23 protein-coding genes and 1 other RNA gene are annotated in these 21,325 nt (G+C 66.5%); 10 read left to right on the top strand and 14 right to left on the bottom strand.

Annotation, left to right across the window (positions count from 1 at the left end; translation table 11 throughout):
• Positions 1 to 103 precede the first annotated feature (103 nt).
• The 6 genes from ACGGKE_RS14360 (at position 104) to ACGGKE_RS14385 (ending at position 4,060) form a co-directional block, all read left to right on the top strand.
• On the top strand, positions 104 to 802 hold the full coding sequence (locus ACGGKE_RS14360; RefSeq protein WP_394438882.1) for an N-acetylmuramoyl-L-alanine amidase: 699 nt from the start codon (positions 104 to 106) through the stop codon (positions 800 to 802).
• A gap of 41 nt (positions 803 to 843) precedes the next feature.
• An RNA gene (gene rnpB, locus ACGGKE_RS14365) (RNase P RNA component class A) lies at positions 844 to 1,245 on the top strand.
• A gap of 61 nt (positions 1,246 to 1,306) precedes the next feature.
• Entirely contained in the window at positions 1,307 to 1,855 is a 549-nt protein-coding gene (locus ACGGKE_RS14370) for a J domain-containing protein (protein ID WP_394438883.1), read from the top strand.
• Positions 1,828 to 2,181, top strand: a complete 354-nt coding sequence (locus ACGGKE_RS14375) for a (2Fe-2S) ferredoxin domain-containing protein (protein ID WP_394442043.1) — start codon at positions 1,828 to 1,830, stop codon at positions 2,179 to 2,181. Before ACGGKE_RS14370 ends, ACGGKE_RS14375 begins: the two co-directional genes overlap by 28 nt.
• A gap of 35 nt (positions 2,182 to 2,216) precedes the next feature.
• Complete coding sequence (locus ACGGKE_RS14380) at positions 2,217 to 2,528, top strand: hypothetical protein (RefSeq protein ID WP_394438884.1); 312 nt, start codon at positions 2,217 to 2,219, stop codon at positions 2,526 to 2,528.
• Positions 2,528 to 4,060, top strand: a complete 1,533-nt coding sequence (locus ACGGKE_RS14385) for a methyl-accepting chemotaxis protein (protein WP_394438885.1) — start codon at positions 2,528 to 2,530, stop codon at positions 4,058 to 4,060. Before ACGGKE_RS14380 ends, ACGGKE_RS14385 begins: the two co-directional genes overlap by 1 nt.
• Before the next feature lie 5 nt (positions 4,061 to 4,065).
• On the opposite strand, the gene ACGGKE_RS14390 is transcribed toward ACGGKE_RS14385, so the two are convergent.
• The 13 genes from ACGGKE_RS14390 to ACGGKE_RS14450 all read right to left on the bottom strand — a co-directional run bounded on the left by ACGGKE_RS14390 (position 4,066) and on the right by ACGGKE_RS14450 (position 15,562).
• Positions 4,066 to 4,500: a hemerythrin domain-containing protein gene (locus ACGGKE_RS14390; RefSeq protein ID WP_394438886.1), complete on the bottom strand. Its 435-nt coding sequence runs from the start codon at positions 4,498 to 4,500 to the stop codon at positions 4,066 to 4,068.
• Between the two features lie 126 nt (positions 4,501 to 4,626).
• Positions 4,627 to 5,241, bottom strand: a complete 615-nt coding sequence (locus ACGGKE_RS14395) for a superoxide dismutase (protein WP_394438888.1) — start codon at positions 5,239 to 5,241, stop codon at positions 4,627 to 4,629.
• A 161-nt stretch (positions 5,242 to 5,402) separates the two neighbouring features.
• The gene (ispZ, locus tag ACGGKE_RS14400; RefSeq protein WP_394438890.1) at positions 5,403 to 6,059 is read right to left on the bottom strand and encodes a septation protein IspZ; all 657 of its coding nucleotides are present in this window, start codon (positions 6,057 to 6,059) and stop codon (positions 5,403 to 5,405) included.
• On the bottom strand, positions 6,049 to 6,987 hold the full coding sequence (ftsY, locus tag ACGGKE_RS14405) for a signal recognition particle-docking protein FtsY (RefSeq protein ID WP_394438893.1): 939 nt from the start codon (positions 6,985 to 6,987) through the stop codon (positions 6,049 to 6,051). The genes ispZ and ftsY overlap by 11 nt, the downstream gene beginning before the upstream one ends.
• Positions 6,987 to 8,348 carry a tRNA (N(6)-L-threonylcarbamoyladenosine(37)-C(2))-methylthiotransferase MtaB gene (gene mtaB / locus ACGGKE_RS14410; RefSeq protein ID WP_394438895.1) on the bottom strand — a complete coding sequence of 454 codons (1,362 nt, stop codon included), beginning with the start codon at positions 8,346 to 8,348 and terminating at the stop codon, positions 6,987 to 6,989. Before mtaB ends, ftsY begins: the two co-directional genes overlap by 1 nt.
• Before the next feature lie 5 nt (positions 8,349 to 8,353).
• Positions 8,354 to 9,154 carry a diaminopimelate epimerase gene (gene dapF / locus ACGGKE_RS14415; protein WP_394438897.1) on the bottom strand — a complete coding sequence of 267 codons (801 nt, stop codon included), beginning with the start codon at positions 9,152 to 9,154 and terminating at the stop codon, positions 8,354 to 8,356.
• Between the two features lie 266 nt (positions 9,155 to 9,420).
• Positions 9,421 to 10,824 (bottom strand): amino acid permease, encoded by a 1,404-nt coding sequence (locus tag ACGGKE_RS14420; protein WP_394442046.1) that lies wholly within the window; start codon positions 10,822 to 10,824, stop codon positions 9,421 to 9,423.
• 343 nt (positions 10,825 to 11,167) lie between these two features.
• Entirely contained in the window at positions 11,168 to 11,440 is a 273-nt protein-coding gene (locus ACGGKE_RS14425) for an HPr family phosphocarrier protein (protein WP_228165948.1), read from the bottom strand.
• On the bottom strand, positions 11,437 to 11,841 hold the full coding sequence (locus tag ACGGKE_RS14430) for a PTS sugar transporter subunit IIA (RefSeq protein ID WP_228165947.1): 405 nt from the start codon (positions 11,839 to 11,841) through the stop codon (positions 11,437 to 11,439). The genes ACGGKE_RS14425 and ACGGKE_RS14430 overlap by 4 nt, the downstream gene beginning before the upstream one ends.
• A 28-nt stretch (positions 11,842 to 11,869) precedes the next feature.
• Entirely contained in the window at positions 11,870 to 12,802 is a 933-nt protein-coding gene (gene rapZ / locus ACGGKE_RS14435) for an RNase adapter RapZ (protein ID WP_394438900.1), read from the bottom strand.
• Positions 12,799 to 13,230 (bottom strand): HPr kinase/phosphorylase, encoded by a 432-nt coding sequence (locus ACGGKE_RS14440; RefSeq protein WP_228165945.1) that lies wholly within the window; start codon positions 13,228 to 13,230, stop codon positions 12,799 to 12,801. Before ACGGKE_RS14440 ends, rapZ begins: the two co-directional genes overlap by 4 nt.
• A gap of 63 nt (positions 13,231 to 13,293) precedes the next feature.
• Positions 13,294 to 14,889, bottom strand: a complete 1,596-nt coding sequence (locus ACGGKE_RS14445) for a stimulus-sensing domain-containing protein (protein ID WP_394438903.1) — start codon at positions 14,887 to 14,889, stop codon at positions 13,294 to 13,296.
• A complete protein-coding gene (locus tag ACGGKE_RS14450; RefSeq protein WP_394438905.1) occupies positions 14,858 to 15,562 on the bottom strand; it encodes a response regulator transcription factor in 705 nt (234 codons plus the stop codon). Before ACGGKE_RS14450 ends, ACGGKE_RS14445 begins: the two co-directional genes overlap by 32 nt.
• Positions 15,563 to 15,832: 270 nt before the next feature.
• On the opposite strand from ACGGKE_RS14450, the gene ACGGKE_RS14455 reads away from it, so the two are divergent.
• The 4 genes from ACGGKE_RS14455 to ACGGKE_RS14470 all read left to right on the top strand — a co-directional run bounded on the left by ACGGKE_RS14455 (position 15,833) and on the right by ACGGKE_RS14470 (position 19,377).
• Positions 15,833 to 17,434, top strand: a complete 1,602-nt coding sequence (locus ACGGKE_RS14455) for a phosphoenolpyruvate carboxykinase (protein ID WP_394438907.1) — start codon at positions 15,833 to 15,835, stop codon at positions 17,432 to 17,434.
• Between the two features lie 150 nt (positions 17,435 to 17,584).
• Positions 17,585 to 17,896: a hypothetical protein gene (locus ACGGKE_RS14460; protein WP_394438909.1), complete on the top strand. Its 312-nt coding sequence runs from the start codon at positions 17,585 to 17,587 to the stop codon at positions 17,894 to 17,896.
• A 161-nt stretch (positions 17,897 to 18,057) separates the two neighbouring features.
• On the top strand, positions 18,058 to 18,876 hold the full coding sequence (locus ACGGKE_RS14465) for a ferredoxin--NADP reductase (protein ID WP_394438911.1): 819 nt from the start codon (positions 18,058 to 18,060) through the stop codon (positions 18,874 to 18,876).
• A gap of 201 nt (positions 18,877 to 19,077) precedes the next feature.
• Positions 19,078 to 19,377: a GIY-YIG nuclease family protein gene (locus ACGGKE_RS14470; protein ID WP_228165939.1), complete on the top strand. Its 300-nt coding sequence runs from the start codon at positions 19,078 to 19,080 to the stop codon at positions 19,375 to 19,377.
• A 46-nt stretch (positions 19,378 to 19,423) separates the two neighbouring features.
• Here ACGGKE_RS14470 and ACGGKE_RS14475 read toward each other — a convergent pair whose 3' ends face one another.
• On the bottom strand, positions 19,424 to 21,268 hold the full coding sequence (locus tag ACGGKE_RS14475; RefSeq protein WP_394438914.1) for a DUF885 domain-containing protein: 1,845 nt from the start codon (positions 21,266 to 21,268) through the stop codon (positions 19,424 to 19,426).
• Positions 21,269 to 21,325: the final 57 nt, after the last annotated feature.

Consider the following 21,325-nt stretch of genomic DNA (forward strand, 5'->3'; position numbering starts at 1 on the left):
CTTGATTGCAGGGCCGGAGTCGGCCATGGTCAGTCCAGGCCGATACCCGTTCGATCGGCCGGAAGGGCGCGATGATCGAGCAGGAAGTGACTGGCCTTTCCCGATGACCGACATGCCGATGATCGAGCGGCCCTCGCCCAATTTCGACGAACGTGCGTCCGCCGTCTCGCTACTGGTGCTGCACTATACGGGCATGCCCGACGCGGCGAGCGCGCTCGACTGGCTGGCCAGCCCCGAATCCAAGGTGTCGGCCCATTATGTCGTGTGCGAGGACGGGCAGATCGTGCGCATGGTCGATGAAGCCAAGCGCGCCTGGCATGCGGGCCGGTCGCACTGGCGCGGCATCAACGACGTCAATTCCGCCAGCATCGCCATAGAGATCGTCAATCCCGGGCATGAATGGGGCTATCGGCCCTTTCCCGAGGCGCAGATCGGCGCGCTCATTCCGCTGATGCACGACATCGTGCAGCGCCATGGCATTACCCGCGGCAACATCGTTGGCCACAGCGACGTCGCGCCCGCGCGCAAGCAGGATCCGGGCGAGCTGTTCCCCTGGGGACAATTGGCGCGCCTCCGCCTCGCCCTGCCGCGCCCCACCAGGAATCTGATGGACCCGCTCTGGACCGACAGCGCCTTCATGCTGGCGCTGGAGCGGTTCGGCTATGACATCGCCGAACCCGAAGCGGCGGTGGTCGCCTTTCAGCGGCGCTTTCGCCCGGAACTGATCGACGGCGTGATCGACGGGGAATGCCGCGCGATTCTGCTGGCGCTGCTGCTGCCCAAGCCACGGGGCGACGAATAGCCAGGTGACGCCGCGGCAAAAGCGCGCTAGGGCGCTGGACGCCAGAGGGCCGGGCGGCCGCGGCGTGGCGGGTAACTTCCACGGCGAGGAAAGTCCGGGCTTCACGAAATGACGGTGCCGGCTAACGGCCGGCTGGAGCGATCCAAGGGACAGTGCAACAGAAAGCAGGTCGCCCAGTCTTTACGACTAAGCCTTCGGGCGGGCGAAATTGAAAGGGTGCGGTAAGAGCGCACCGCGTCTGCGGCAACGCAAGGCGGCACGGTAAACCCCACCGGAAGCAAGACCGAATAGGGGCGGCGCGCAGCTTTGGCTGCTAGGCAGATTTCGGCCGAGACCGCCCGGGTTGGTTGCTGGAGGAACGGAGCAATTCGTTCCCTAGAGGAATGGTCGCCCATCTTCCGCAAGGAAGTGGACAGAACCCGGCTTACAGGCCCTCTGGCATTTTCATGCGCCCGTCCGGGCGGCGGGGTGGCTTTCCGGCGGCTTATTTCCTAATTTATCCTGATGGCGAAACAAGGTCGTTCCAATGATTGGGGATTTCCCCGCTGGCGCAGCTATGGCGCGGCGCGTGAGGCGCAGCAGGTGCGGCTGTGCGATCGCTTCGGATGCGATCAGCCGGGCAATTGCCCTGCGCCCAAATCGCCCAACAGTCGGGAACGCTGGTATTTCTGTTCCGAGCATGCGGCCGAATATAACCGCAACTGGGACTATTTTCAGGGCCTGGACCAGGAAGAGCGGGAGCAGCGCGAGCGGGACGAGCGGCGCGACGCCAGCGGCTATCAGTCGAGCGCCTATCATGGCTGGGGCGGGGCGGGCGATGGCAGCCGGTCGCGCGACGAGCTTCATGCGCTTGCGGCGCTGGAACTGGAGACCGACGCCAGTTTCGAGGCGGTGAAGAAGAATTGGCGGCGGCTGGCGAAGGAATATCATCCCGACGTCAAGCCTGGCGACGCCGACGCTGCGGTGCGGTTCCAGACCATCCAGGCTGCTTATGAGGTGCTGCGCGCCGCCGAGGAGCGCCGGACCTGGAAGCCGCGCGGCGCGGTGGATTGAAGGACGGGCGATTGAAGGACCAGGTGCGTTCCAACTGGCAGCAGGCGGTGCTCGTCTGTCGCAAATGCTCCAAGAAGCTGGACGGCGGCTTTGGCCCGCGCGGCGACGAACGGCTGGCCAAGGCGCTGCGCCGGCATTTGTCGATCAAGAAAGGCCGCAAGGCGGCTGCCGGCATCATCGAGGTCGATTGCTTGGGCGTGTGCCCCAAGGGCGCGGTGACGGTGGTGAATGGCGCGGCGAGCCGGGACTGGCTGCTGGTGCGGCCGGACGCCGACCTGGACATGCTGGCGAGCGAACTTGGCCTGCCGGTCGGCGCAGATCGTTAATCACTTCCTTACCAAGCGAGCGCTAAGGCGGCAGGATGATGATTTCCGCCCGTTTCCGGCGTCATGCGCCGTTGTGCATCCAGTGCGCGCTGGTGGTGGTCGGGCTGCTGGCGCTCTATGTCACGCCGCCGGCATCGGGCCAGATGCTGCTGCTGCCGGTCGGACCGGGTGGCCGCGCCGCGCTGGCGTCGGTCGCGGTCGCGCATGGCGCCCGGCTGGTGGCCGCCGGGCCCGTGGCGGGATCGCTGCTGGTCGATGGCCAGCGCGACGAACTGATGCAACCGCTGATCGGCGTCGGCGCGATCGCCATTTCGGCGCGCGCCGCCGGGTGTGGGGAGCCGGCCTGATGAGCGGTATCAACAGCCTGGCCCGCCTGCGCTTGCGGGGCCTTCAGATATTGCTGCTCAGCAGCTGGCTGTGGAGCGGGGCGCTGGGCTTGCTATCGCTGGCGCTGGGCCTGAATGATGGCGGCCGGGTGCTGCTCCTGTCGGCGCTGGTCAACATCCTGCCGACCATCATGGCGCTGCGCCATCGCCAGGATTTGTCCGTGCGGCTGATGGTCAGCACATTGGCGGCGGTGCAGCCTGCGCTTGGCGTCTTCCTGCTGTCCGGGCACCGGTGGCAGATGGACGCGCACATGTTCTTCTTCGTGGCGATCGCCGGGCTGGCGCTGCTCTATGACTGGCGACCGATCCTGATGGCGGCGGGGCTGACCGCGCTGCACCATCTGCTGCTCAACATCGTCGCGCCGGGCTGGGTGTTCCTGGGCGGCAGCGACATCCAGCGCGTGGGCGTCCATGCGCTGGCGGTGGTGCTGCAGGCAGCGGTGCTCTGTTATCTGGCGGTGCGCCTGCGCGCATTGCTGCTGGCGCTCGACGGTCATGTGCATGGCGCGGCGCAGCTGGCCGAAGCGGCCGAAGCGGGCCGTGACGCGGCGGAACGAGCGATGATGGCGAGCCGCGAAGCGGCGCTGCGCGAGGATGCGATGCGCGCCGAGCGCGAGCAGGAACGCGCGCGCCTCGCCACCGAGCGGCGGGCCGAGACGCTGGCGCTGGTGCAGGCGTTTCGCCAGTCCATCGCCGATGTCGTCGCGGCGGTCAGCGGCGCAACCGGCGAGCTGGAAGGATCGGCGCGCGCCCTGAACGACCTGGCGCGGCGCGCGAGCGCGGGGACCGAAGAAACCGTCGCGGCGGCTGAACAATCGTCCAGCCGCGCCGCCGAACTTGCCAGCCGCATAGAGCAGTTGTCGGAGTCGATCACCGCCATCGCAAGCGCCGCGTCTCAACAAGCGACGCTGGGCGGCGCCGCGCAGCGCGTGTCGGGCGCGGGTCATCAGGCGATGCGCGACATGGAAAGCCGCACGGCCTCCATCGCCAGCTTCGCTGATTCGATCACGCAGATCGCCGCGCGCACCAATTTACTGGCGCTCAATGCGACGATCGAAGCGGCGCGAGCGGGGGACGTTGGCCGCGGCTTCGCCGTGGTGGCGCAGGAAGTAAAGCAGCTGGCTGGCCAGGCGGCGAGCGCGACCGGCGAGATCCAGTCGCTGGCGACATCGGCGCAGCAAGGCGCGGGGGTGGCGCAAAATGCGTTGTCCGACGTGACGAGCGCGGTCGAGCAGTTGGCGGCTGCGGCCGGCGAGATCCAGAGGGCGGTGGACGACCAGCGCAATGCGACCAGGGCAATCGGCCAGTCCGCCCGCGATACGGCGCAAGGCGTGACTCGCATGGCGACGCAAGTGGAGCAGGCGGCCGACATGGCGCGCAGCACGGAAAGCCTGTCGGATCGCGTGTCGAGCGCCGCATCGGGCCTGTCGCGCACCGCAAGGGCCCTGCAGCGCGCGACCGACCAGTTCGTCGCGCAACTGGAAGCGGCCTGATCCGATCAGGCCAAACGGGCGGCCGACGGCTTGCCTGCGTTCCGAACGTCTCCCAATGTTCCGAACAAGCGGTCCTCCCGCCCGACGCGATCGGTCAATGCCCGCAATATCGCGCGCGTTTCGGCACAGAAGGCCGGCCATTCACGGGCGATGCGATCGTCGCTCCAGCTGGACATATAATTGTTGAAGGTGGCGCCGAGCGCGCCGATCTCCTGCTCCAGGGCCGCGGCCTGATCGCGCGTGCGCAGATCGGCGGAGCGTTTGAGCGCGGGGTAGAGAAGCCGGTCCTCCAGCGCCAGATGCGTCATCAGCTGTCGCGCAAGCTGCCAGCGCAGCCGGGCCACGCCCTCGGGCTGTCGCTCCTCGCTCACCGCCCGCGCCAGCGCGCGCGCCGTCAGGGTGATTTCCTCATGCTGGTGGCGCAATTCGCCCACGTCCATGTTTCGCCCTCCTTGCTTCCCCATGGAAGGCGACAATGCGAGTGGGAAGTTTAACAAACTCCTATCCCGCCCGCCAAGATGGACAGGATGATGCCGCCCCGCCGTAGGGGCGGGGCGGCGATCCGGTCAGGCCGGCTGGTCGGCGCGGCTGACGCCCTGGCCGTCGAGGTTGAGCGCGGCCCAATCCCAGTTCAGCGCTTCCTTGAGCACGCGGTCGGCATAGTTGGGGCGCGCGTTGCGATAATCGATATAATAGGCATGTTCCCACACATCGACGATCAGCAGCGGCGTATGGCCTTCATGCGCCACCGGCGTGTCGGCGTCATGATAGCTGGTCACTTCCAGCTTGCCGTCCTTCAGGATCAGCGCGGCCCAGCCGCTGGCGAAATGGCCCACGGCCTCCGCCTTCAGCTTGTCGATCAGCGCATCGACCGACCCGAAGCTGTCGTTGATCTTGTCCAGCAGCTCGCCGCTGGGCGCGGTCTTTTCGGCCGACAGCGAGTTCCAGTAGAAAGTGTGGTTCCACACCTGGCCCACCTGGTTGAACAGCGTGCCCGAGGACGACTTGATCAGCTCGACCAACGACTTGCCCTGCAGCGAGGGGTCGGCGGCGACCAGCTCGTTCGCCTTGGTCACATAGGCGTTGTGATGCTTGCCATGGTGATAGTCGAAGGTTTCGGCCGACAATATGTCGCCGAAGGCGTCCTTGGCATAGGGAAGATCGGGCAGAACAAAGGCCATGGCGGAACTCCTCGGGTTCATTATGGGGACGGCCGCTCAACGGACGGAACGGCCGAATGGTTCATCTGTCGGGCAGGGCTGCAAGCCCGCCGCGCTTCCCATATGCGGTCAACCGTGCGGATTAAAAGGGGCTTGTGCCTATTGCGAAACGATCGCAGAAATCAGCCCTGCGGCGGGCTGGTCTCGCCTATCTCGTCGCTCGGCTTTTCCTCGCCCAGGGTCAGGCCATGGCGCATCAGCATGGGGATGTTGGCGGCGGCGAAGATGACCGACACGATGGTCACGCCCCAGACCTTGACCGCGAGCCAGGCATCGAAGCTCATCATTCGGCGCATGGCTTCGTTGGTGATCGCCATGGCGACGAAGAACAGCGCCCAGTTGCGCGACAGCTTCATCCAGCCGGTGTGGCTGAGGCCGTCATAGGCGGCCTGGAGCAGATATTTGAGCAGCGGCTTGCCGCGCAGCAGCCCGGCGAACAGCATCAGCGCGAAAAAGGCGTAGATGATGGTCGGCTTGATCTGAATGAAGCGCTGGTCGTGGAAATAGATGGTGAGGCCGCCGAAGAAGAGGATCAGCAGCGCCGACAACCAGAGCATCGGCGAGACGCGGCCGAGCTTCACCTTGGAGATGATGACGGCGATGACGATGGCGGCCATGAAGGCGGCGGTGCCGAAGGTCATGGCGGTGATCGGGTTGCTGGCGCCCCAGATCCAGCCCGCGCCCTTGTAGCTCAGGAAGAAGACCAGCAGCGGCCCGAAGTCGAGCATCAGGCTGAGCGTGCCGTTGTGATGGGATTTGGCATCGGCCTTACCGCGCATAGGCTGTCCCCGCGATGGCGCGCGCCATGTCGCCCGGATCGAAGGGGCGCAGATCCTCGATCTTTTCGCCCACGCCGATCGCGTGGATGGGCAGGCGGTATTTCTCCGCCGCCGCGACCAGCACGCCGCCGCGCGCGGTGCCGTCCAGCTTGGTCATGACCAGGCCCGTCACTTGCGCGGTTTCCTTGAACACCTCGATCTGGTTCAATGCATTCTGTCCCGTGGTGGCGTCCAGCACCAGCACAACGTCGTGCGGGGCGGCGGGGTTCAACCGCCCGAGCACGCGCCGCACCTTGGCGAGTTCATCCATCAGCTCGGTCTTGTTCTGAAGCCGTCCGGCGGTGTCGACGATCAGGACGTCGATGCCGGTCGCCGTCGCCTGCTTCACGGCGTCGAACACGATGCCGGCCGCGTCGCCGCCTTCCTTGCCCGCGACGATGGGGACGCCCAGCCGGTCGGCCCAGACCTTGAGCTGGCCGATCGCCGCGGCGCGGAACGTGTCGCCCGCCGCCAGCATCACGCCATAATCCTGCTCCAGGAAGTTATGCGCCAGCTTGGCGATGGTCGTGGTCTTGCCGGATCCGTTGACGCCGATCACCAGGATCACCTGCGGGCGCGGGAAAGCCTCGATCTCCAGCGGACGCGCGACCGGGGCAAGCGTCTTCTCGATTTCCTCGGCGATGATTTCGCGCAGATATTCCTCGGTCAGCTCCTTGTTGAAGCGGCCGTCGGCCAGCCGATCGCGCACGCGCGCGGCCATGGCCGGGCCAAGGTCCGAGACGATCAGCGCTTCCTCGATCTCGTCCAGCGTCTGGTCGTCGAGCGCGGCCTTGGTGAAAAGGCCGGTCAGATTGTCCCCGAGCCTGTCGGAGGTGCGCTTGAGGCCGCCGAAGAGACGGTCGCGCCAGCTTGTGCCGGTATCAGTCATTATGCCGCCTCTTGCGCGATCAGGACGCCCTTCTCAAGCCCCGTGATGGTCGCGGCAACGATGGTGGAGGGGGCCTGCGCGCCCGTGAAGCGCACCGGGGCGAAATTTTCGGCATGGCCGCTCTGGCCGCTGCGCTCCACCAGCACCGACTGGGTGGTGCCGATCAGGCCTTGGAGCCAGCGTTCGCGCTGGGCGGCGCAGGCGGCGCGCAGGCGGGCGGCGCGGTCCTTCACCACGGTGCGATCGACCTGCGGCATGCGCGCGGCCGGTGTGCCGGCGCGGGGCGAATAAGGGAAGATATGGCCGTGGACGATGTCGCAGTCCGCGACCAGCGCAAGGCTGCCCTCGAACATCGCCGCATCTTCGGTCGGGAAGCCGGCGATGATGTCCGCTCCGATGCTGATGCCGGGCCGCGCGGCCTTGAGGCGCTGGACGATGTCGACGGCGTCGGCGCGGCTGTGGCGGCGCTTCATGCGCTTGAGGATCAGGTCGTCGCCCGCCTGAAGCGACAGATGGAGGTGCGGCATCATGCGCGGTTCGTGCGCGATCAGGTCGAACAGCCGATCGTCGATTTCCACGCTGTCGATCGAGGACAGGCGCAGGCGCGGCAGATCGGGAACGGCTTTCAGCATCCGTTCGACCAGCAGGCCGAGCGAAGGGCGGCCGGGCAGGTCGGGGCCGTAGCTGGTGAGGTCGACGCCGGTCAGCACGATTTCCCGATAGCCCGCATCCACCAGCTGCTTCGCCTTGTCGAGGACCGCGCCCGCGGGGACCGAGCGGCTGTTCCCCCGGCCATAGGGGATGATGCAGAAGGTGCAGCGATGATCGCAGCCATTCTGCACTTCCAGAAAGGCGCGGGCATGATCGGCGAAGGCGCTCGCCATGTGCGGCGCGGTTTCGCGCACGGCCATGATGTCGGAGACGCGGACCTTGGGCAGGTCCAACCCACCATTTGCTTCGAGCAAAGGCGAGAAGTCAGATCGCGCGCAGTCGAGATTGGACGCGCTGCCCGTCCTCGACTTTGCTCGGACGAGGTTTTCGACTTCGCTCGAACCGGACGGAGAAATGTAGGATGACGGCTTCATTTTCTCCCGGTTGCCGATCACGCCGTCCACTTCCGCCATGGCAGCGAAGGTCTGCGGCTCCGTCTGCGCGGCGCAGCCGGTGACGAGGATGCGCGCATCGGGACGTTCGCGCCGCGCGCGCCGGATCGTCTGGCGGGTCTGGCGCACGGCTTCGGCCGTGACGGCGCAGCTGTTGACGACGATCAGGTCATCCTGACTCGCCGCCATATCCCGGATCGCCTCGCTCTCCGCGATGTTGAGGCGACAGCCCATGGTGATGATTTCGGGGCCGGACATTGCGGTCAGAAGCGCGACCAGTCGGCCTCGCCGTCGAAGACATGGGTGGCGGGGCCGGTCATCTGGATGCTGCCGCCGGGCTTCCAGTCGATGACAAGATCGCCGCCGGGCAGGGTGACGGTGACCGGGCCGCTCGCGATCCTGCGGCGGATGGCGGCGACGGCGGTGGCGCACGCGCCGGTGCCGCAGGCGCGGGTGAGGCCAGCGCCGCGTTCCCACACGATCAGGCGGACGTGTTCGTCGCCGACGACCTGCGCGAAATTGACGTTGACGCGCTGCGGGAAGAGAGGGTCCTGCTCGATCAGCGGTCCCAGCCGCTCGACGGGCACCGCGTCCAGATCCTCGACGAAGAAGATGATATGCGGATTGCCGACATTGACGGCCGCGGGGGCGGGAAGATCTTCCCAGCTTGCCGGCATCGTCAGCGTGTCCATGGCGTAGGCGAGGGGGATCGCATCCCATTCGAAGCGCGGCGCGCCCATGTCGACGCTGGCGCCGCCGTCTATGAGGTGGGCGTCGAGCAGCCCCGCCTTCGTGCGGATCGTCACGTCCCGGCCGACGAACAGCGGCACGCAGCGGGTGGCGTTGCCGCACGCCTCCACCTCGCTGCCGTCGGCGTTGAAAATCTGCATGGAAACGTCGGCGTCGGGGGCATCGCCGATCATAATCAACTGGTCGCAGCCGATGCCGGCGTGGCGATCTGCAATGGCGCGGGCGCGCGCCTCCGTCATCGCGACGGGGCCGGTGCGGGCGTCGATGACCACGAAGTCATTGCCCAGGCCATGCATTTTGGAGAAGCGTCCCATGATTCGGCGCATGTAGTAAGCGGGATGGGAAAAGGCGAGTCGTCACGCGCAACGGGGGCAGGAATATGTCCAGACCATCAATTGTCGGCGAGCAAAAGCGAAGAGAAGCCAGCATGAGCAATCCGCCAAGCGACAAGCTCAGCCCATGACGCACTGGTTCCTTCGTTCGACTGCAAGAGCCATCATGAACTGCGCCACCCTTCCACGCGAGGCTGACCAGAAAGATGGGCTACTCAGCAGCAAGAGCGTGAAGCTGCCTCAGTCCATCAGGCGCCTGGCTGCACTCTCGCCCGCCGCTGCCCATAGAGGACATACACTGCCAGCCCGATCGCATTCCACGCCAGGCACGCCATGATCGTCATCATCGGCAGGCTGAGGAACAGATAGGCGCAGCCCGCGACCGCGCCGATGCCGACCAGCCAGGCGGCCGGCGTCCGGAAGGGGCGGCGCAGATCAGGGGCGCGGCGGCGCAGGACGAGGAGGCAGAGGCCGACCGCGGTGAAGGCGATCAGCGTGCCGGCGTTGGCCAGCGCTGCGATCTCGTCGATCGGCAGCAGGCCGGCGATGATCGCCACCAGCACCGCCGTCACCAGCGTGATCCGAGCCGGCGTGCCGCGCTTCGAGATTTTGGCGAGGCTTTGCGGCAGGAACCGGTCGCGCGCCATCACCAGGAAGATGCGGCTCTGGCCGTAGAGGAAGCCCAGCAGCACCGTCGGCAGCGCGATCACCGCCGCGATGGCGACGATCCGCGCGACGCCGCCCTGGTTCATTTCCCGCAGGATCAGCGCCAGCGGCTCGGGGCTGTCGGCGAAGCGCGTGAAGGGCAGGGCGCCGATCGCTGCGGCGGCGACGAGGACATAGATCAGCGTGCAGACCAGCAGCGATCCGACGATGCCGATGGCGAGGTCGCGATCCGGGTTCTTCGCTTCCTCCGCCGCGGTCGAGATGGCGTCGAAACCGTAGAAGGCGAAGAAGATGATCGCCGCGGCCGCCATCACGCCGCGCTCGACCCCGTCCGGCCCCATCGACTTGGCGAAGCCGAAGGGCATGAACGGATCGAGATTGGCGGCGTCGAAGGCGGGCAGGGCGTAGGCGACGAACAGGCTCAGCGTCACGATCTTGATGAGGACCAGGATCGTGTTCAGCCGCGCGCTTTCCCGCGTGCCGAACATCAGCAGCCCCGCGACCACGGCGATAATGAAGATGGCGGGCAGGTTGACGAGGCCGCCAAGCTCCGGCCCCTTGATCAAGGCTTCCGGGAAGCCGAGCGGGGTCAGCAGCGGCCCGGCATAACCCGACCAGCCGACCGCCACGGTCGACACGACCAGGCTATATTCGAGGATCAGGCTCCATCCAACGATCCAGGCGATGCCTTCCCCCAGCACGACGTAGGAATAGCTGTAGGCGCTGCCCGCCGCCGGCATCATGGTGGACAATTCGGCATAGGCGAGCGCGGCGCAGGCGCAGATCGCGCCGGCGATGGCGAAGGAGAGGAGCACGGCCGGCCCTGCCCGGTCCGCGCCCACGCCGATCAAGGTCAGGATGCCGGTACCCACGATCGCCCCGACCCCCAGCGCCAGCAGATGCGGCCAGGACAAGGTGCGGGCGAGCTGATGATCCGCCTGCGCGGGCCTCATCGCCTCCATCGGCTTGCGGCGTGTCCAACTCATGATCTTCGGCTCCCCCTTGTCGCTATTGCTGACCTGCTGACGCAAGCGGGTAGCGAGTGCAAGCGGCACTTGATCGTTGGTCACTATATTGCGGCCCTGAGCCCGCTGCGCGGCGATTGTGTCGATTTTTGTATGCCCCGCGCAACGCCATCGGCGTTGGGTCCAAGCCAGGATGCCGCCGAGTGTCTCGGCAATGAGTTGTCGACCACCGCGCGCGTCCATGAGGAGCCGCCGGCAACTATATGAATGAACCTTGATCGGAGCCGCGCGTGTCCAGCAAGCATGAGCAGGGCCCGAATTGCCGGATCAGCGCGAAGCAGGACGTCCCGCGACTCGATTGATCTCATTCCTCGCCGAACTTGTCCTCGACCAGGGTGACGAGCTGGCCCAGCGCTTGGGCGGCTTCGGGGCCAGTGGCCTTGATGGTGATATGGTCCCCCATTGCCGCGCCCAGCATCATCAGCCCCATGATCGACGTGCCGGTGACATGATTGCCGTCCTTGCTGACAGTGATGTCGGCGGGCAGGCCGCTGGCCAGGGTCACGAACTTGGCGCTGGCGCGGGCATGAAGGCCGCGCTTGTTGGCGATGCGCACTTCCTGGCTGACTTCGTTCATGTGGTGCTGCCCAGCAATTCCGACGCGACGCTGATATATTTCTGGCCCGCTTCGCGCGCGGCGGCGACGGCGGCGCGCACGTCCATGACCTTGCGCGCGCTTTCCAGGCGGATGAGCATGGGCAGGTTGATGCCGGCGATCACCTCGATCTCGCCGGCCTTGAGCAGCGAGATGGCCAGGTTCGACGGCGTGCCGCCGAACAGGTCGGTCAGCAGGATGACGCCGGTGCCGTCATTGACGCGCGCGACCGCCGCGGCAATGTCGGCGCGGCGCAGCTCCATATCGTCTTCCGGACCGATGCAGATCGTCGCGATCTGCTGCTGCGGTCCGACGACATGTTCCATGGCGACGACGAATTCTGTCGCCAGCGACCCATGGGTGACGAGAACGAGTCCGATCATGTGCTTGTGCGGCCCACCTTTGTCATGATTATGCTTTCGGGCCTCCCAGTCGGCGCTTCTCCAGACTATCCTGGGGCGCTGATTCTATATTGCGGTGCAGAACCGTGGGGGAAAAGCCCGCGCCTTGCAAGTGCCTCGCGACGCGATCGGCGACATGGACGGAGCGGTGCCGGCCGCCGGTGCAGCCGAATGCCACGGTGATGTAGGTCTTGCCGCCTTCGGCATAGCGCGGCAGCAGCGTGACGAGCAGATCCTCGATCCGGCCCACGCTGTCGTCATAGGCGGGATCCTCCGCGATATAGGCGGCGACGTCGGCCTCCAGCCCGGTTTTGGGCCGCAGCGCGTCGTCCCAGTGCGGATTGCGCAGATAGCGCATGTCGAACATCAGGTCGGCGTTGCGCGGCACCCCGCGCGAAAAGCCGAAGGACAAGATGGTGAGCACCGGGTCGGACAGGCCGGGCCGGGCGAAGCGGCTGCGCATTTCCTGCTGCAGCGCATTGCTGGTGAAGCTGGTGGTGTCGATCACCTGGCTCGCCCAGCGGCGCAGCGGTTCGGTCAGTTCGCGTTCGCGCGCGATGCCGTCGGCGGCCGGGCGGTCGAGCGCCAGCGGGTGGCGGCGGCGGGTTTCGGCGAAGCGCCGCTCCAGTTCGGCGTCCGAACAGTCGAGGAACAGGGTTTCGATGTCATGGCCATGGCGTTCGCGCAGCGCCTTGATGCGCCGGACGATGGCATTGGCGTCGAAGCCGCGCGTGCGCGCGTCGACGCCCAGCGCCAGCGGCCGGTCGGCGTCGGCGCCATGGCCTGCGGGCAGCGGCGTGTCGAGCAGCCGGTCGAGCAGCATCAGCGGCAGATTGTCGACCACTTCCCAGCCCATATCCTCCAGCGTCTTGAGCGCGGTGGTCTTGCCCGCGCCCGACAGGCCCGACAGCAGCAGGATCGACTTGGGATGGGACGAGGTCATTGCGGCGCGAGCGTCTTGAGCGCCAGTTCGACCTTGATCGCGGCGGACACTTCGAACGGGGCGATCTTGATGACGGGGACCTGCAGCCCCGCGACGTCCCGGGACACGCCGTCCAGCGGCATCCGGTCGACCTTATCGAACAGGTCGCACAGCAGGGCAACGGGCGCGTCGACATGCGGCATGGGCAAAATGCCGAGGCTGCGCACCTCCATCTTGCCGGCGATGGTGGCGGGGGCGGTGGCGCGCAGTACGCCGTCGATGCGCTGGACCAGCGTGTAATCGTCGCTCACCAGCGTGGCGCCCCGATCGATGAGGCGCAGCGCAAGGTCGGACTTGCCGACCCCGCTCGGCCCGCACAGCAGCACGGCGCGGCCGCCTATGGCCACGCTGGTCGCATGCAGCGTTTCGGAGGAAAGGGCGCGCGCCATCGTCGCTTCCTTCTAGCGCCAGTCGGCGGGGATGAAAATGGGCGAGCGCATGGCCGCGCCGTCCTATTCCGAAACGATGCCCGGATCGCGCGCGACCGCCATGGGCAGGCGCACGACGAAGCTGGCGCCGCGCTGGGCATCTTCGCGGTCGCCGATGCTGATGCGGCCCTGATGCCCTTCGACGATGGAGCGGGCGATGGCGAGGCCCAGGCCCGAATGCTTGCCGAACGCCTCGCCTTCGGGGCGGACGCTGTGGAAGCGGCGGAAGATATGCTCGCGCTCGGGCTCCGGCACGCCGGGCCCTTCATCCTCCACGCTGACCAGCACCTGGTCGTCGGCGACGGTGGCGATGATGCGGACCAGGCCCTTGTCGGGCGAGAAGGACACGGCATTGTCGATGAGATTGTCGAGCACGCGGACCAGCCGCCCTTCCTCGCCCAGCACCACCGCGACGCCCTTGCGCGGGCGCGCGAAGGCGAGGCGGACGCCGCGCGGCACGCCGCGGACCTCGCGCGCGATCACCATCTTTTCGATGAGGAGGCCAAGGTCGATCGGTTCGAACCGGGTGCGGGACAGTTCGGCGTCGACGCGGGAGGCTTCGGCGATGTCGGTGACCAGCCGGTCGAGCCGGCGCACATCGTCCTGCGCGATGGCCATCAACTGCGCGCGCAGGTCCGGCCGGTCTACTCGTTCCAGCGAATCCAGCGCCGAGCGCAGCGAGGCGATGGGGTTTTTCAGCTCGTGGCTGACATCGGCGGCAAAGGCGTCGGTCGCGTCGATGCGCTGGCGCAGCGCGTGGCTCATGTCGGACAGGGCGCGGGCCAGCATGCCGATCTCGTCGCGCCGTTCGGGCAGGCGCGGCACCGTGACTTCGCGCGCGCGGCCCAGGCGCACGCGCACCGCGGCGCGGGCGAGGCGCTGGAGCGGCTGGACGATGGTGCGGGCGAGGAAAAGCGAGAGCAGCACCGACGCCAGCACCGCCGCGCCCAGCACCAGGCCGAGGCGGAAGCGTTCGGCGCGCACCGTGCGGGTGATGTCGCGCGCATTTTCGGTGGCGAGCAGGCTGGTCCCGTCCTTCACCGGCACGGCCGCGGAGATCATGAAGGTGCGGTCGGGGGCGTAGCGGTTCATCGCCTGCGGCCGGCCGGTGCGGCGCGCGGCCTCCACTTCGGGCCAGGCGGCGGCGCGATCGAGCGCCGGCTCCTCGAAATCGGGCGGCCGGTCGGCCGAAACGACGCGGTCGACCAGCTTGTCGAGGAAGCGGGCGACATGGCGCTGCCATTCCTCCTCGGATGGCAAGCGCAGGCGGTAGCGCGGCGCCTCCATGGCGAAACTGTCCGCGACCAGCGCGCCGTCCGCGCCATAGCGGCGCACCCGGTCGCCGGTCTGGCGCGCATAGGCGGCGATCAGCTGGTCCTGCCGATCCGCCGGCGCATTTTCCAGGCCGATCGCCAGCAATTTCAACTCGCGCGCCGACTGGCTCAGCCGATCATCGACGATGCGGGTGCGATAGCTGTCGAGATAGAAGAAGCCGCCCGCCAGCAGCGCCAGCGCGAACACATTGACCGCCAGGATGCGCGGGGTGAGGCTCAGCCGCCCCGACCAGCGCATCGGAACGGGCACGCGCTCATTCTTCGGAGAATCGGTAGCCGGCGCCATAAAGGGTGTCGATCGCATTGAATTCGTTGTCCACCTCGCGGAATTTGCGGCGCAGGCGCTTGATATGGCTGTCGATGGTGCGGTCATCGACATAGACGTCATCCTGATAGGCGGCGTCCATCAGCTGGTTGCGGTTCTTGACCACGCCAGGGCGCTGGGCAAGCGTTTCCAGGATCAGAAATTCGGTGACGGTCAGCGTCACGTCCTTGCCCCCCCATTTGACCCGGTGCCGGGCCGGGTCCATCTCAAGCCGGCCGCGTATGATCGGCTCGGCCACCGGCTCGTCGCTCGCTTCGGGCGTGCGGCTGGCTTCGGCGCGGCGCAGGATGGCGCGAATCCGCGCGATCAGCAGCCGCTGCGAGAAGGGCTTGGAGATATAATCGTCCGCGCCCATGGCGAGCCCCAGCGCCTCGTCCAGCTCATCGGCCTTGGACGTCAGGAAGATGACGGGCATCTTGCTCTTTTCACGCAGGCGGCGCAGCAGTTCCAGGCCATCCATGCGCGGCATCTTGATGTCGAACACGGCAAGGTCCGCCGGATTGTCGAGCAGCGCCTTGAGCGCGCTTTCGGGATCGGAATAGATGCGCGTGATGAAGCCTTCGGCCTGCAGCGCGATCGACACGGAGGTCAGGATATTCTTGTCGTCGTCCACCAGAGCGATGGTTGCGGTCATGCGGCGTCCCGGCTGATCAGGTTTGGCAGAGCGCTAGAGCGTTAGACCAAGGCGGGCCGCGCTGCAAGAAAGGTGGACCCATCGCGCGTTCAACATGGATGTCATCATCGTTGCGGCGCAGCATCGACTTCGTTTGACGCATGCGGGCTCACGCCTTATCCGAAACGGGTCGGCACGCCATCGACCCTGCGAAAGCCAGGGCGGCGGCGCGCCGGATCGGCCGCGAACATAAATTGTGCGCGGGACGACAACATAGACAGGAGCAAAGGCGTGCAGGCCAAATCCTCTATCACCCTGGCTGACCAGGGCATCTCCACCCATGCCACCCAGCATTGGAATCTCGGCACCGCGCCGCTCGTCGAGGCGGCGCTGCGCAATGGCGAGGGCAAGCTGTCGAAGGACGGCCCGCTGGTCGTCAAGACCGGCAAGCACACCGGCCGCAGCGCCAAGGACAAGTTCATTGTCCGCGATGCGGAGACCGAGGACAGCGTCTGGTGGGGTTCGACCAACGTTCCGATGACGCCGGAGCATTTCGCAGCGCTGAAGGCGGATTTTTTCGAGGCGCTGGGCAAGAAGGAGACGCTCTACGTCGCCGATCTGTTCGGCGGATCGCAGCCCGAGCATCGCGTCAATGTGCGCGTCATCAACGAATTTGCCTGGCATAATCTGTTCATCCGCACCCTGCTGGTGCGGCCGACGGCCGAGCAGCTGGCGGACTTCGCGCCCGAATATACGATCGTCGACCTGCCGAGCTTCAAGGCGGACCCGGCGCGCCATGGCTGCCGCAGCGAGACGGTGATCGCGGTCAACTTCACCGAAAAGCTGATCCTGATCGGCGGCACCGCCTATGCCGGCGAGATGAAGAAGAGCGTGTTCGGCATCCTCAACTATCTGCTGCCCACCCGCGGCGTGATGCCGATGCACTGTTCCGCCAATATCGGCGCGAACGGCGACACGGCCGTCTTCTTCGGCCTCAGCGGCACCGGCAAGACGACGCTGTCGGCCGATGCGTCGCGCACGTTGATCGGCGACGACGAGCATGGCTGGTCCGACACGGCGGTCTTCAATTTCGAGGGCGGCTGCTACGCCAAGATGATCAACCTGTCGGCCGAGGCCGAGCCGGAAATCTTCGCCACCACCAAGCGGTTCGGCACGGTGCTGGAAAATGTCGTGATGGACGAGGAAACGCGCGCGATCGACCTCGACGACAACAGCCTGGCGGAAAACAGCCGCGGCTCCTACCCAATCGACTTCATCCCGAACACGTCGGAGAAGAATCTGGGGCCGGTGCCGAAGAATATCATCTTCCTCACCGCCGACGCCTATGGCGTGCTGCCCCCGATCGCGCGGCTGACGCCCGAACAGGCCATGTATCATTTCCTGTCGGGCTATACCGCGCGTGTCGCGGGCACCGAAATCGGCGTGACGGAACCGACCGCCACCTTCTCGACCTGCTTTGGCGCGCCGTTCATGCCGCGCCACCCGTCCGTCTATGGCAATCTGCTCAAGGAACGGATCAACAAGGGCGGCGTCACCTGCTGGCTGGTCAACACCGGCTGGTCGGGCGGCAAGGCGACGATGCCGGGCATCAAGCGGATGCCGATCAAGGTGACGCGCGCGTTGCTGAACGCGGCGCTCGACGGCAGTTTGAACGATGCCGAATTCCGCACCGATCCCAATTTCGGCTTCCAGGTGCCGGTCGCGGTGGCGGGCGTGGATCCGAGCATCCTCGATCCGCGCGCATCCTGGGCGGACGGCGCGGCCTATGACGAGACCGCGGCGACGCTGGTCAAGGCGTTCGTCGACAATTTCGCGCAATTTGAGGAGCATGTCGATGACGGCGTGCGCGGCGCGGCGCTAACGGCGGCCTGACGCAAACGACAATTGAGAGGAAGGGGCGGGGTACCATGTTTCCCGCCTCTTGCGTTGGAGATTCCCTCCTCCCGAGCAAGGGGAGGTTGCGTTTTGCTTCGCCCCCCGAACGCTGCTATCGTCCCCCCATCAATTCGGGAGTGCAAGCGCATGTTCGACAATATCATCGGCAAGCTGGGCGGGCTGGAAGCTATCGCCGCGCAGATCGGCGTCACGCCGGAACAGATGCAGGCGCTGATGGCGGAAATCAGCGCGAAGATCGGATCGGGCGAAACCAGCGTCACGGCGCTGGCGGAGACGGCGGCGGAACATGGCGTGTCGGCCGACAAGCTGCAGGAGCTGCTCGGCACCTTCGGCGGCCCCGAAGCGATATTGGGCCAGCTGGGCGGCCTGTTCGACCGCGACGGCGACGGCAATCCCGCCAATGAACTGAGCGGCATCGCCAAGGGGCTGTTCGGCTAAAGTTGAGGGGGCGGGGCGAAGCCCGCGCTTTCCCCGACCCAAGTTTTTTTGGCCTTGCCTTCACGGGGCGGAAGGGCCAATTCGCCCCATATCACCATTGTTGCGAATGATCCGCAACTGGGCGGGCGTGGTCCGCCCCTATGCTAGGCAAGGACAGACTGTTGACCGACGTGACGATCGAAAAGCCGGTTCTGGAACCCACCGGCGCGCTTTCCGTGGAAACCGTGCTGTCGGTGAAGCACTGGAACGAGCATCTGTTCAGCTTCCGCATCTCGCGTCCGGCCAGCTTCCGCTTCCGCTCGGGCGAGTTCGTGATGATCGGGCTCAAGGGCGACAATGGCAAGCCGCTGCTGCGCGCCTATTCGGTCGCCAGCCCCAGCTGGGACGAGGAAATCGAGTTCCTGTCGATCAAGGTGCAGGACGGCCCGCTGACGTCGAAGCTGCAGCTGATCCAGCCGGGCGACCAGATCTATCTCGGCCGCAAGCCCACCGGCACGCTGGTGACCGACGCGCTGCTGCCGGGCAAGCGGCTGTTCATGCTGTCGACCGGCACGGGCCTCGCGCCGTTCCTCAGCCTGTCGCGCGACCCCGACGTCTATGAATTTTACGAGCAGGTGGTGATCGTCCATTCGGTCCGCCGCGTGAGCGACCTCGCCTTCCGCGAGGAGCTGGACGGCAAATGGTCGCAGGATCCGCTGGTGTCGGAACAGGCGCCGGGCCAGTTCCATTATGTGCCGACCGTCACGCGCGAACCCTATGACGGCCACACGCAGCGCATCGACAAGCTGGTCGAAAGCGGCGCCCTGTTCGAAGGCGTTCCCGGCGCGGCCAAATTCGACCCTGAAACCGACCGGATCATGATGTGCGGCAGCATGGAGATGATCAAGCAGTTCGCCGCCTATTTCGAAGGCGAAGGCTTCACCGAAGGCAGCAACGCGGCGCCGGGTCAGTTCGTGATCGAGCGGGCGTTCGTGGGGTAAGCGTCGGCGCAGAACGGATAAAGAGGCCGGGGGAGCGATCCCCCGGCTTTTTTCATGGGGTGGGAGCGGGAAGCGGGGCCCCGCTCAGGGCCTAGGTGGCGAACGATCCGACTTCATCTGTCATGCTGTCGTCGCAGTATCTGATGCCGCTATCGTCACCCCGGGCTTGACCCGGGGTCCCGCTTCTTCGACGCTCAAGCCATGGGCGAAGGGCGACAGGGCGGCTGGGTCTACATCATGGCTGATCGCTATCGGGGCACGATATATGTCGGTGTGACCAGCGATATCGTAAGACGCGTCCATCAGCACCGGACAGGTTCCGGGTCGGATTTCTGCGCGCGCTATGACTTGCGGCGGCTGGTCTGGGCTGACAGCTGCGCGGACATTCGCAGCTGCATCGAGCAGGAGAAGCGGCTCAAGCGATGGCGGCGCGCATGGAAGTTTGCGCTGATCGAACGCGCCAATCCCGAATGGCGGGATCTGTTCGAGACACTGGTCTGATGAGGAAGCGGGACCCCGGCTCAGGGCCGGGGTGACGGAAGGTGGCTCACCTGTTCTGCCGCCCCTTTACCCAAGCATCCACATTGTCCGCCAGCACGGTCATCGGCACGCCGCCGCCCTTGACCACGGCGTCGTTGAACAGGCGGAAGTCGAATTTCGGACCCAGCGCCCTCTTCGCCATTTCGCGCAGCCGCACGATTTCGCCATGGCCGACCTTGTAGCCGCAGGCCTGGCCCGGCCAGGCGCAATAGCGGTCCACTTCGGCCTGGACATCCTCGAGCGTCGATCCGTTGGTGCTGGCGAACCACTGGATGGCGTGATCGCGCGTCCAGCGCTTGGCGTGCAGGCCGGTGTCGACCACCAGGCGGCAGCAGCGATAGGCGATCGACTGGAGATAGCCCAGCCGCCCGGCAACATCGCCGTCATAGGTGCCCAGTTCGTCGCCCAGTTGCTCGGCATAGAGCGCCCAACCCTCGCTATAGGCGTTGAAGGCCAGCAGCGACCGGATCAGCGGCAGTTTATACGTATATTCGCCCTGCCAGATATGGCCGGGAATGCCTTCATGATAACAGAGGGTGGGCAGGCTGTAACGCGGCCAGATGCTGGTATCGCGCAGGTTGATATAATAATTGCCCGGCACGCTGCCGTCGATCGACCCGGCGCCGGCATAGGCGCCCGGGGCGCCCGCCTCGATCTCCACCGGCACGCGCTTGACGATCAGCCTGGCGGGCACAAGCGTCGCGAAGGCGCGCGGCAGGCGCGTGCGGATGTCGGCCAGGCGACCGTCGATATAGGACAGGATCTGCGCCCGCCCCGCATCATCATTGGGGAAAAGGTAGCGCGGGTCCTTGCCCATGGCGGTCATGCGTTCGCCCACCGTGCCCCGGCTCATGCCCAGCCCCTTGAGCAGGCCGTCCATTTCGGACTGGAGCGCGGCGAGCTGGTCGAGGCCAAGGGCGTGCACTTCGTCCGGGGTCATGCGCGTGGTCGTGCCGGCGCGCAGCGCCCAGGCGTAATATTCCTCGCCCTGCGGCAGCTTCCACACGCCCGCGTCCATCGTCGCGGCGGCGCGGTGGCGCTGAAGCTCGGCGACCTGGCGGGCGAGCGCGGGGGCGACCTTGTCCCGCACGATCGCCGCGGCGCGGGCGGCGTGATCGCCCGCCATGTCCTGGGTGCGGCGCGCGATCGACGCGACCGGCACCCACTGATCGACGGGCTGGCCCTGCACCCGCGCCATCTGCGCCAGCGTCTTGTCGAGCAGGAAGGCGGGCGCGATCACGCCGATGCCCGCGTCGTGGCGAAGCCGCTGCGTTTCGCCGTCCAGATTGGCGGCATAGGCCTCCAGCCGCGCCAGATAGGCGTCGGCATCGGCGCCATTCTCGATCTTGTGGTTGGAATCGAGGAAGTCGGGCGTTTCGACGAAGCTGCCGGTATTCTGCGCCACCGCATAGGGGCTGTTGCGATAGGACCAGTTGCTGTTCATCATAGCCATGTCGCCAAAGGGGAAGGCAAAGCCGTCCGCCGCCAGTTCATGGGACGTGCGCACCACTTCCACGTCGGTGTGGGTCGCGGGCGAAAGCGTGTCGAGCTTGATCGCGCGCAGGCGGGCCAGCCGGTCGCGCACATGAGCGGTGATCCGCACTTGGCCGGCCGGGCTCTTGTCGCCCAGCCGCGCCTTGAGCGGGGCGCGCGCGCCCGTGTCGATGCCAAGGCCGCTGGCGGTTTCGGGCGCATCGGCCAGCATGGCTTCGGCCATCTGCGCCAGCAGCGCTTCGGCGCGGGCGTCGGCCCCATTGGCGGTCCCGGTGGCGGCCAGCGCCCGGGCGGGCAGGGCGGACAGGGCAAGGGCGGAAGCACCGGCGGCAAGCAAATCGCGGCGAGTGGTGGTCATGGGAAGGCTGGTCTCCGGCAGGGCTGGTCGCGATCAGCTTTGGCACAATCGCCGGGA

The organism is Sphingobium naphthae (genome assembly GCF_043589935.1).
Classification (GTDB): Bacteria; Pseudomonadota; Alphaproteobacteria; order Sphingomonadales; family Sphingomonadaceae; genus Sphingobium; species Sphingobium naphthae_A.

Bases quoted from the DNA above. Each gene is read 5' to 3' on its own strand.
- ACGGKE_RS14360 (WP_394438882.1), top strand. From the start codon at position 104: ATGACCGACATGCCGATGATCGAGCGGCCCTCGCCCAATTTCGACGAA.
- ACGGKE_RS14370 (WP_394438883.1), top strand. From the start codon at position 1,307: ATGGCGAAACAAGGTCGTTCCAATGATTGGGGATTTCCCCGCTGGCGC.
- ACGGKE_RS14380 (WP_394438884.1), top strand. From the start codon at position 2,217: ATGATGATTTCCGCCCGTTTCCGGCGTCATGCGCCGTTGTGCATCCAG.
- ACGGKE_RS14385 (WP_394438885.1), top strand. From the start codon at position 2,528: ATGAGCGGTATCAACAGCCTGGCCCGCCTGCGCTTGCGGGGCCTTCAG.
- ACGGKE_RS14390 (WP_394438886.1), bottom strand. From the start codon at position 4,500: ATGGACGTGGGCGAATTGCGCCACCAGCATGAGGAAATCACCCTGACG.
- ACGGKE_RS14395 (WP_394438888.1), bottom strand. From the start codon at position 5,241: ATGGCCTTTGTTCTGCCCGATCTTCCCTATGCCAAGGACGCCTTCGGC.
- ispZ (WP_394438890.1), bottom strand. From the start codon at position 6,059: ATGCGCGGTAAGGCCGATGCCAAATCCCATCACAACGGCACGCTCAGC.
- ftsY (WP_394438893.1), bottom strand. From the start codon at position 6,987: ATGACTGATACCGGCACAAGCTGGCGCGACCGTCTCTTCGGCGGCCTC.
- mtaB (WP_394438895.1), bottom strand. From the start codon at position 8,348: ATGTCCGGCCCCGAAATCATCACCATGGGCTGTCGCCTCAACATCGCG.
- dapF (WP_394438897.1), bottom strand. From the start codon at position 9,154: ATGGGACGCTTCTCCAAAATGCATGGCCTGGGCAATGACTTCGTGGTC.
- ACGGKE_RS14420 (WP_394442046.1), bottom strand. From the start codon at position 10,824: ATGAGTTGGACACGCCGCAAGCCGATGGAGGCGATGAGGCCCGCGCAG.
- ACGGKE_RS14425 (WP_228165948.1), bottom strand. From the start codon at position 11,440: ATGAACGAAGTCAGCCAGGAAGTGCGCATCGCCAACAAGCGCGGCCTT.
- ACGGKE_RS14430 (WP_228165947.1), bottom strand. From the start codon at position 11,841: ATGATCGGACTCGTTCTCGTCACCCATGGGTCGCTGGCGACAGAATTC.
- rapZ (WP_394438900.1), bottom strand. From the start codon at position 12,802: ATGACCTCGTCCCATCCCAAGTCGATCCTGCTGCTGTCGGGCCTGTCG.
- ACGGKE_RS14440 (WP_228165945.1), bottom strand. From the start codon at position 13,230: ATGGCGCGCGCCCTTTCCTCCGAAACGCTGCATGCGACCAGCGTGGCC.
- ACGGKE_RS14445 (WP_394438903.1), bottom strand. From the start codon at position 14,889: ATGGCGCCGGCTACCGATTCTCCGAAGAATGAGCGCGTGCCCGTTCCG.
- ACGGKE_RS14450 (WP_394438905.1), bottom strand. From the start codon at position 15,562: ATGACCGCAACCATCGCTCTGGTGGACGACGACAAGAATATCCTGACC.
- ACGGKE_RS14460 (WP_394438909.1), top strand. From the start codon at position 17,585: ATGTTCGACAATATCATCGGCAAGCTGGGCGGGCTGGAAGCTATCGCC.
- ACGGKE_RS14470 (WP_228165939.1), top strand. From the start codon at position 19,078: ATGGGCGAAGGGCGACAGGGCGGCTGGGTCTACATCATGGCTGATCGC.
- ACGGKE_RS14475 (WP_394438914.1), bottom strand. From the start codon at position 21,268: ATGACCACCACTCGCCGCGATTTGCTTGCCGCCGGTGCTTCCGCCCTT.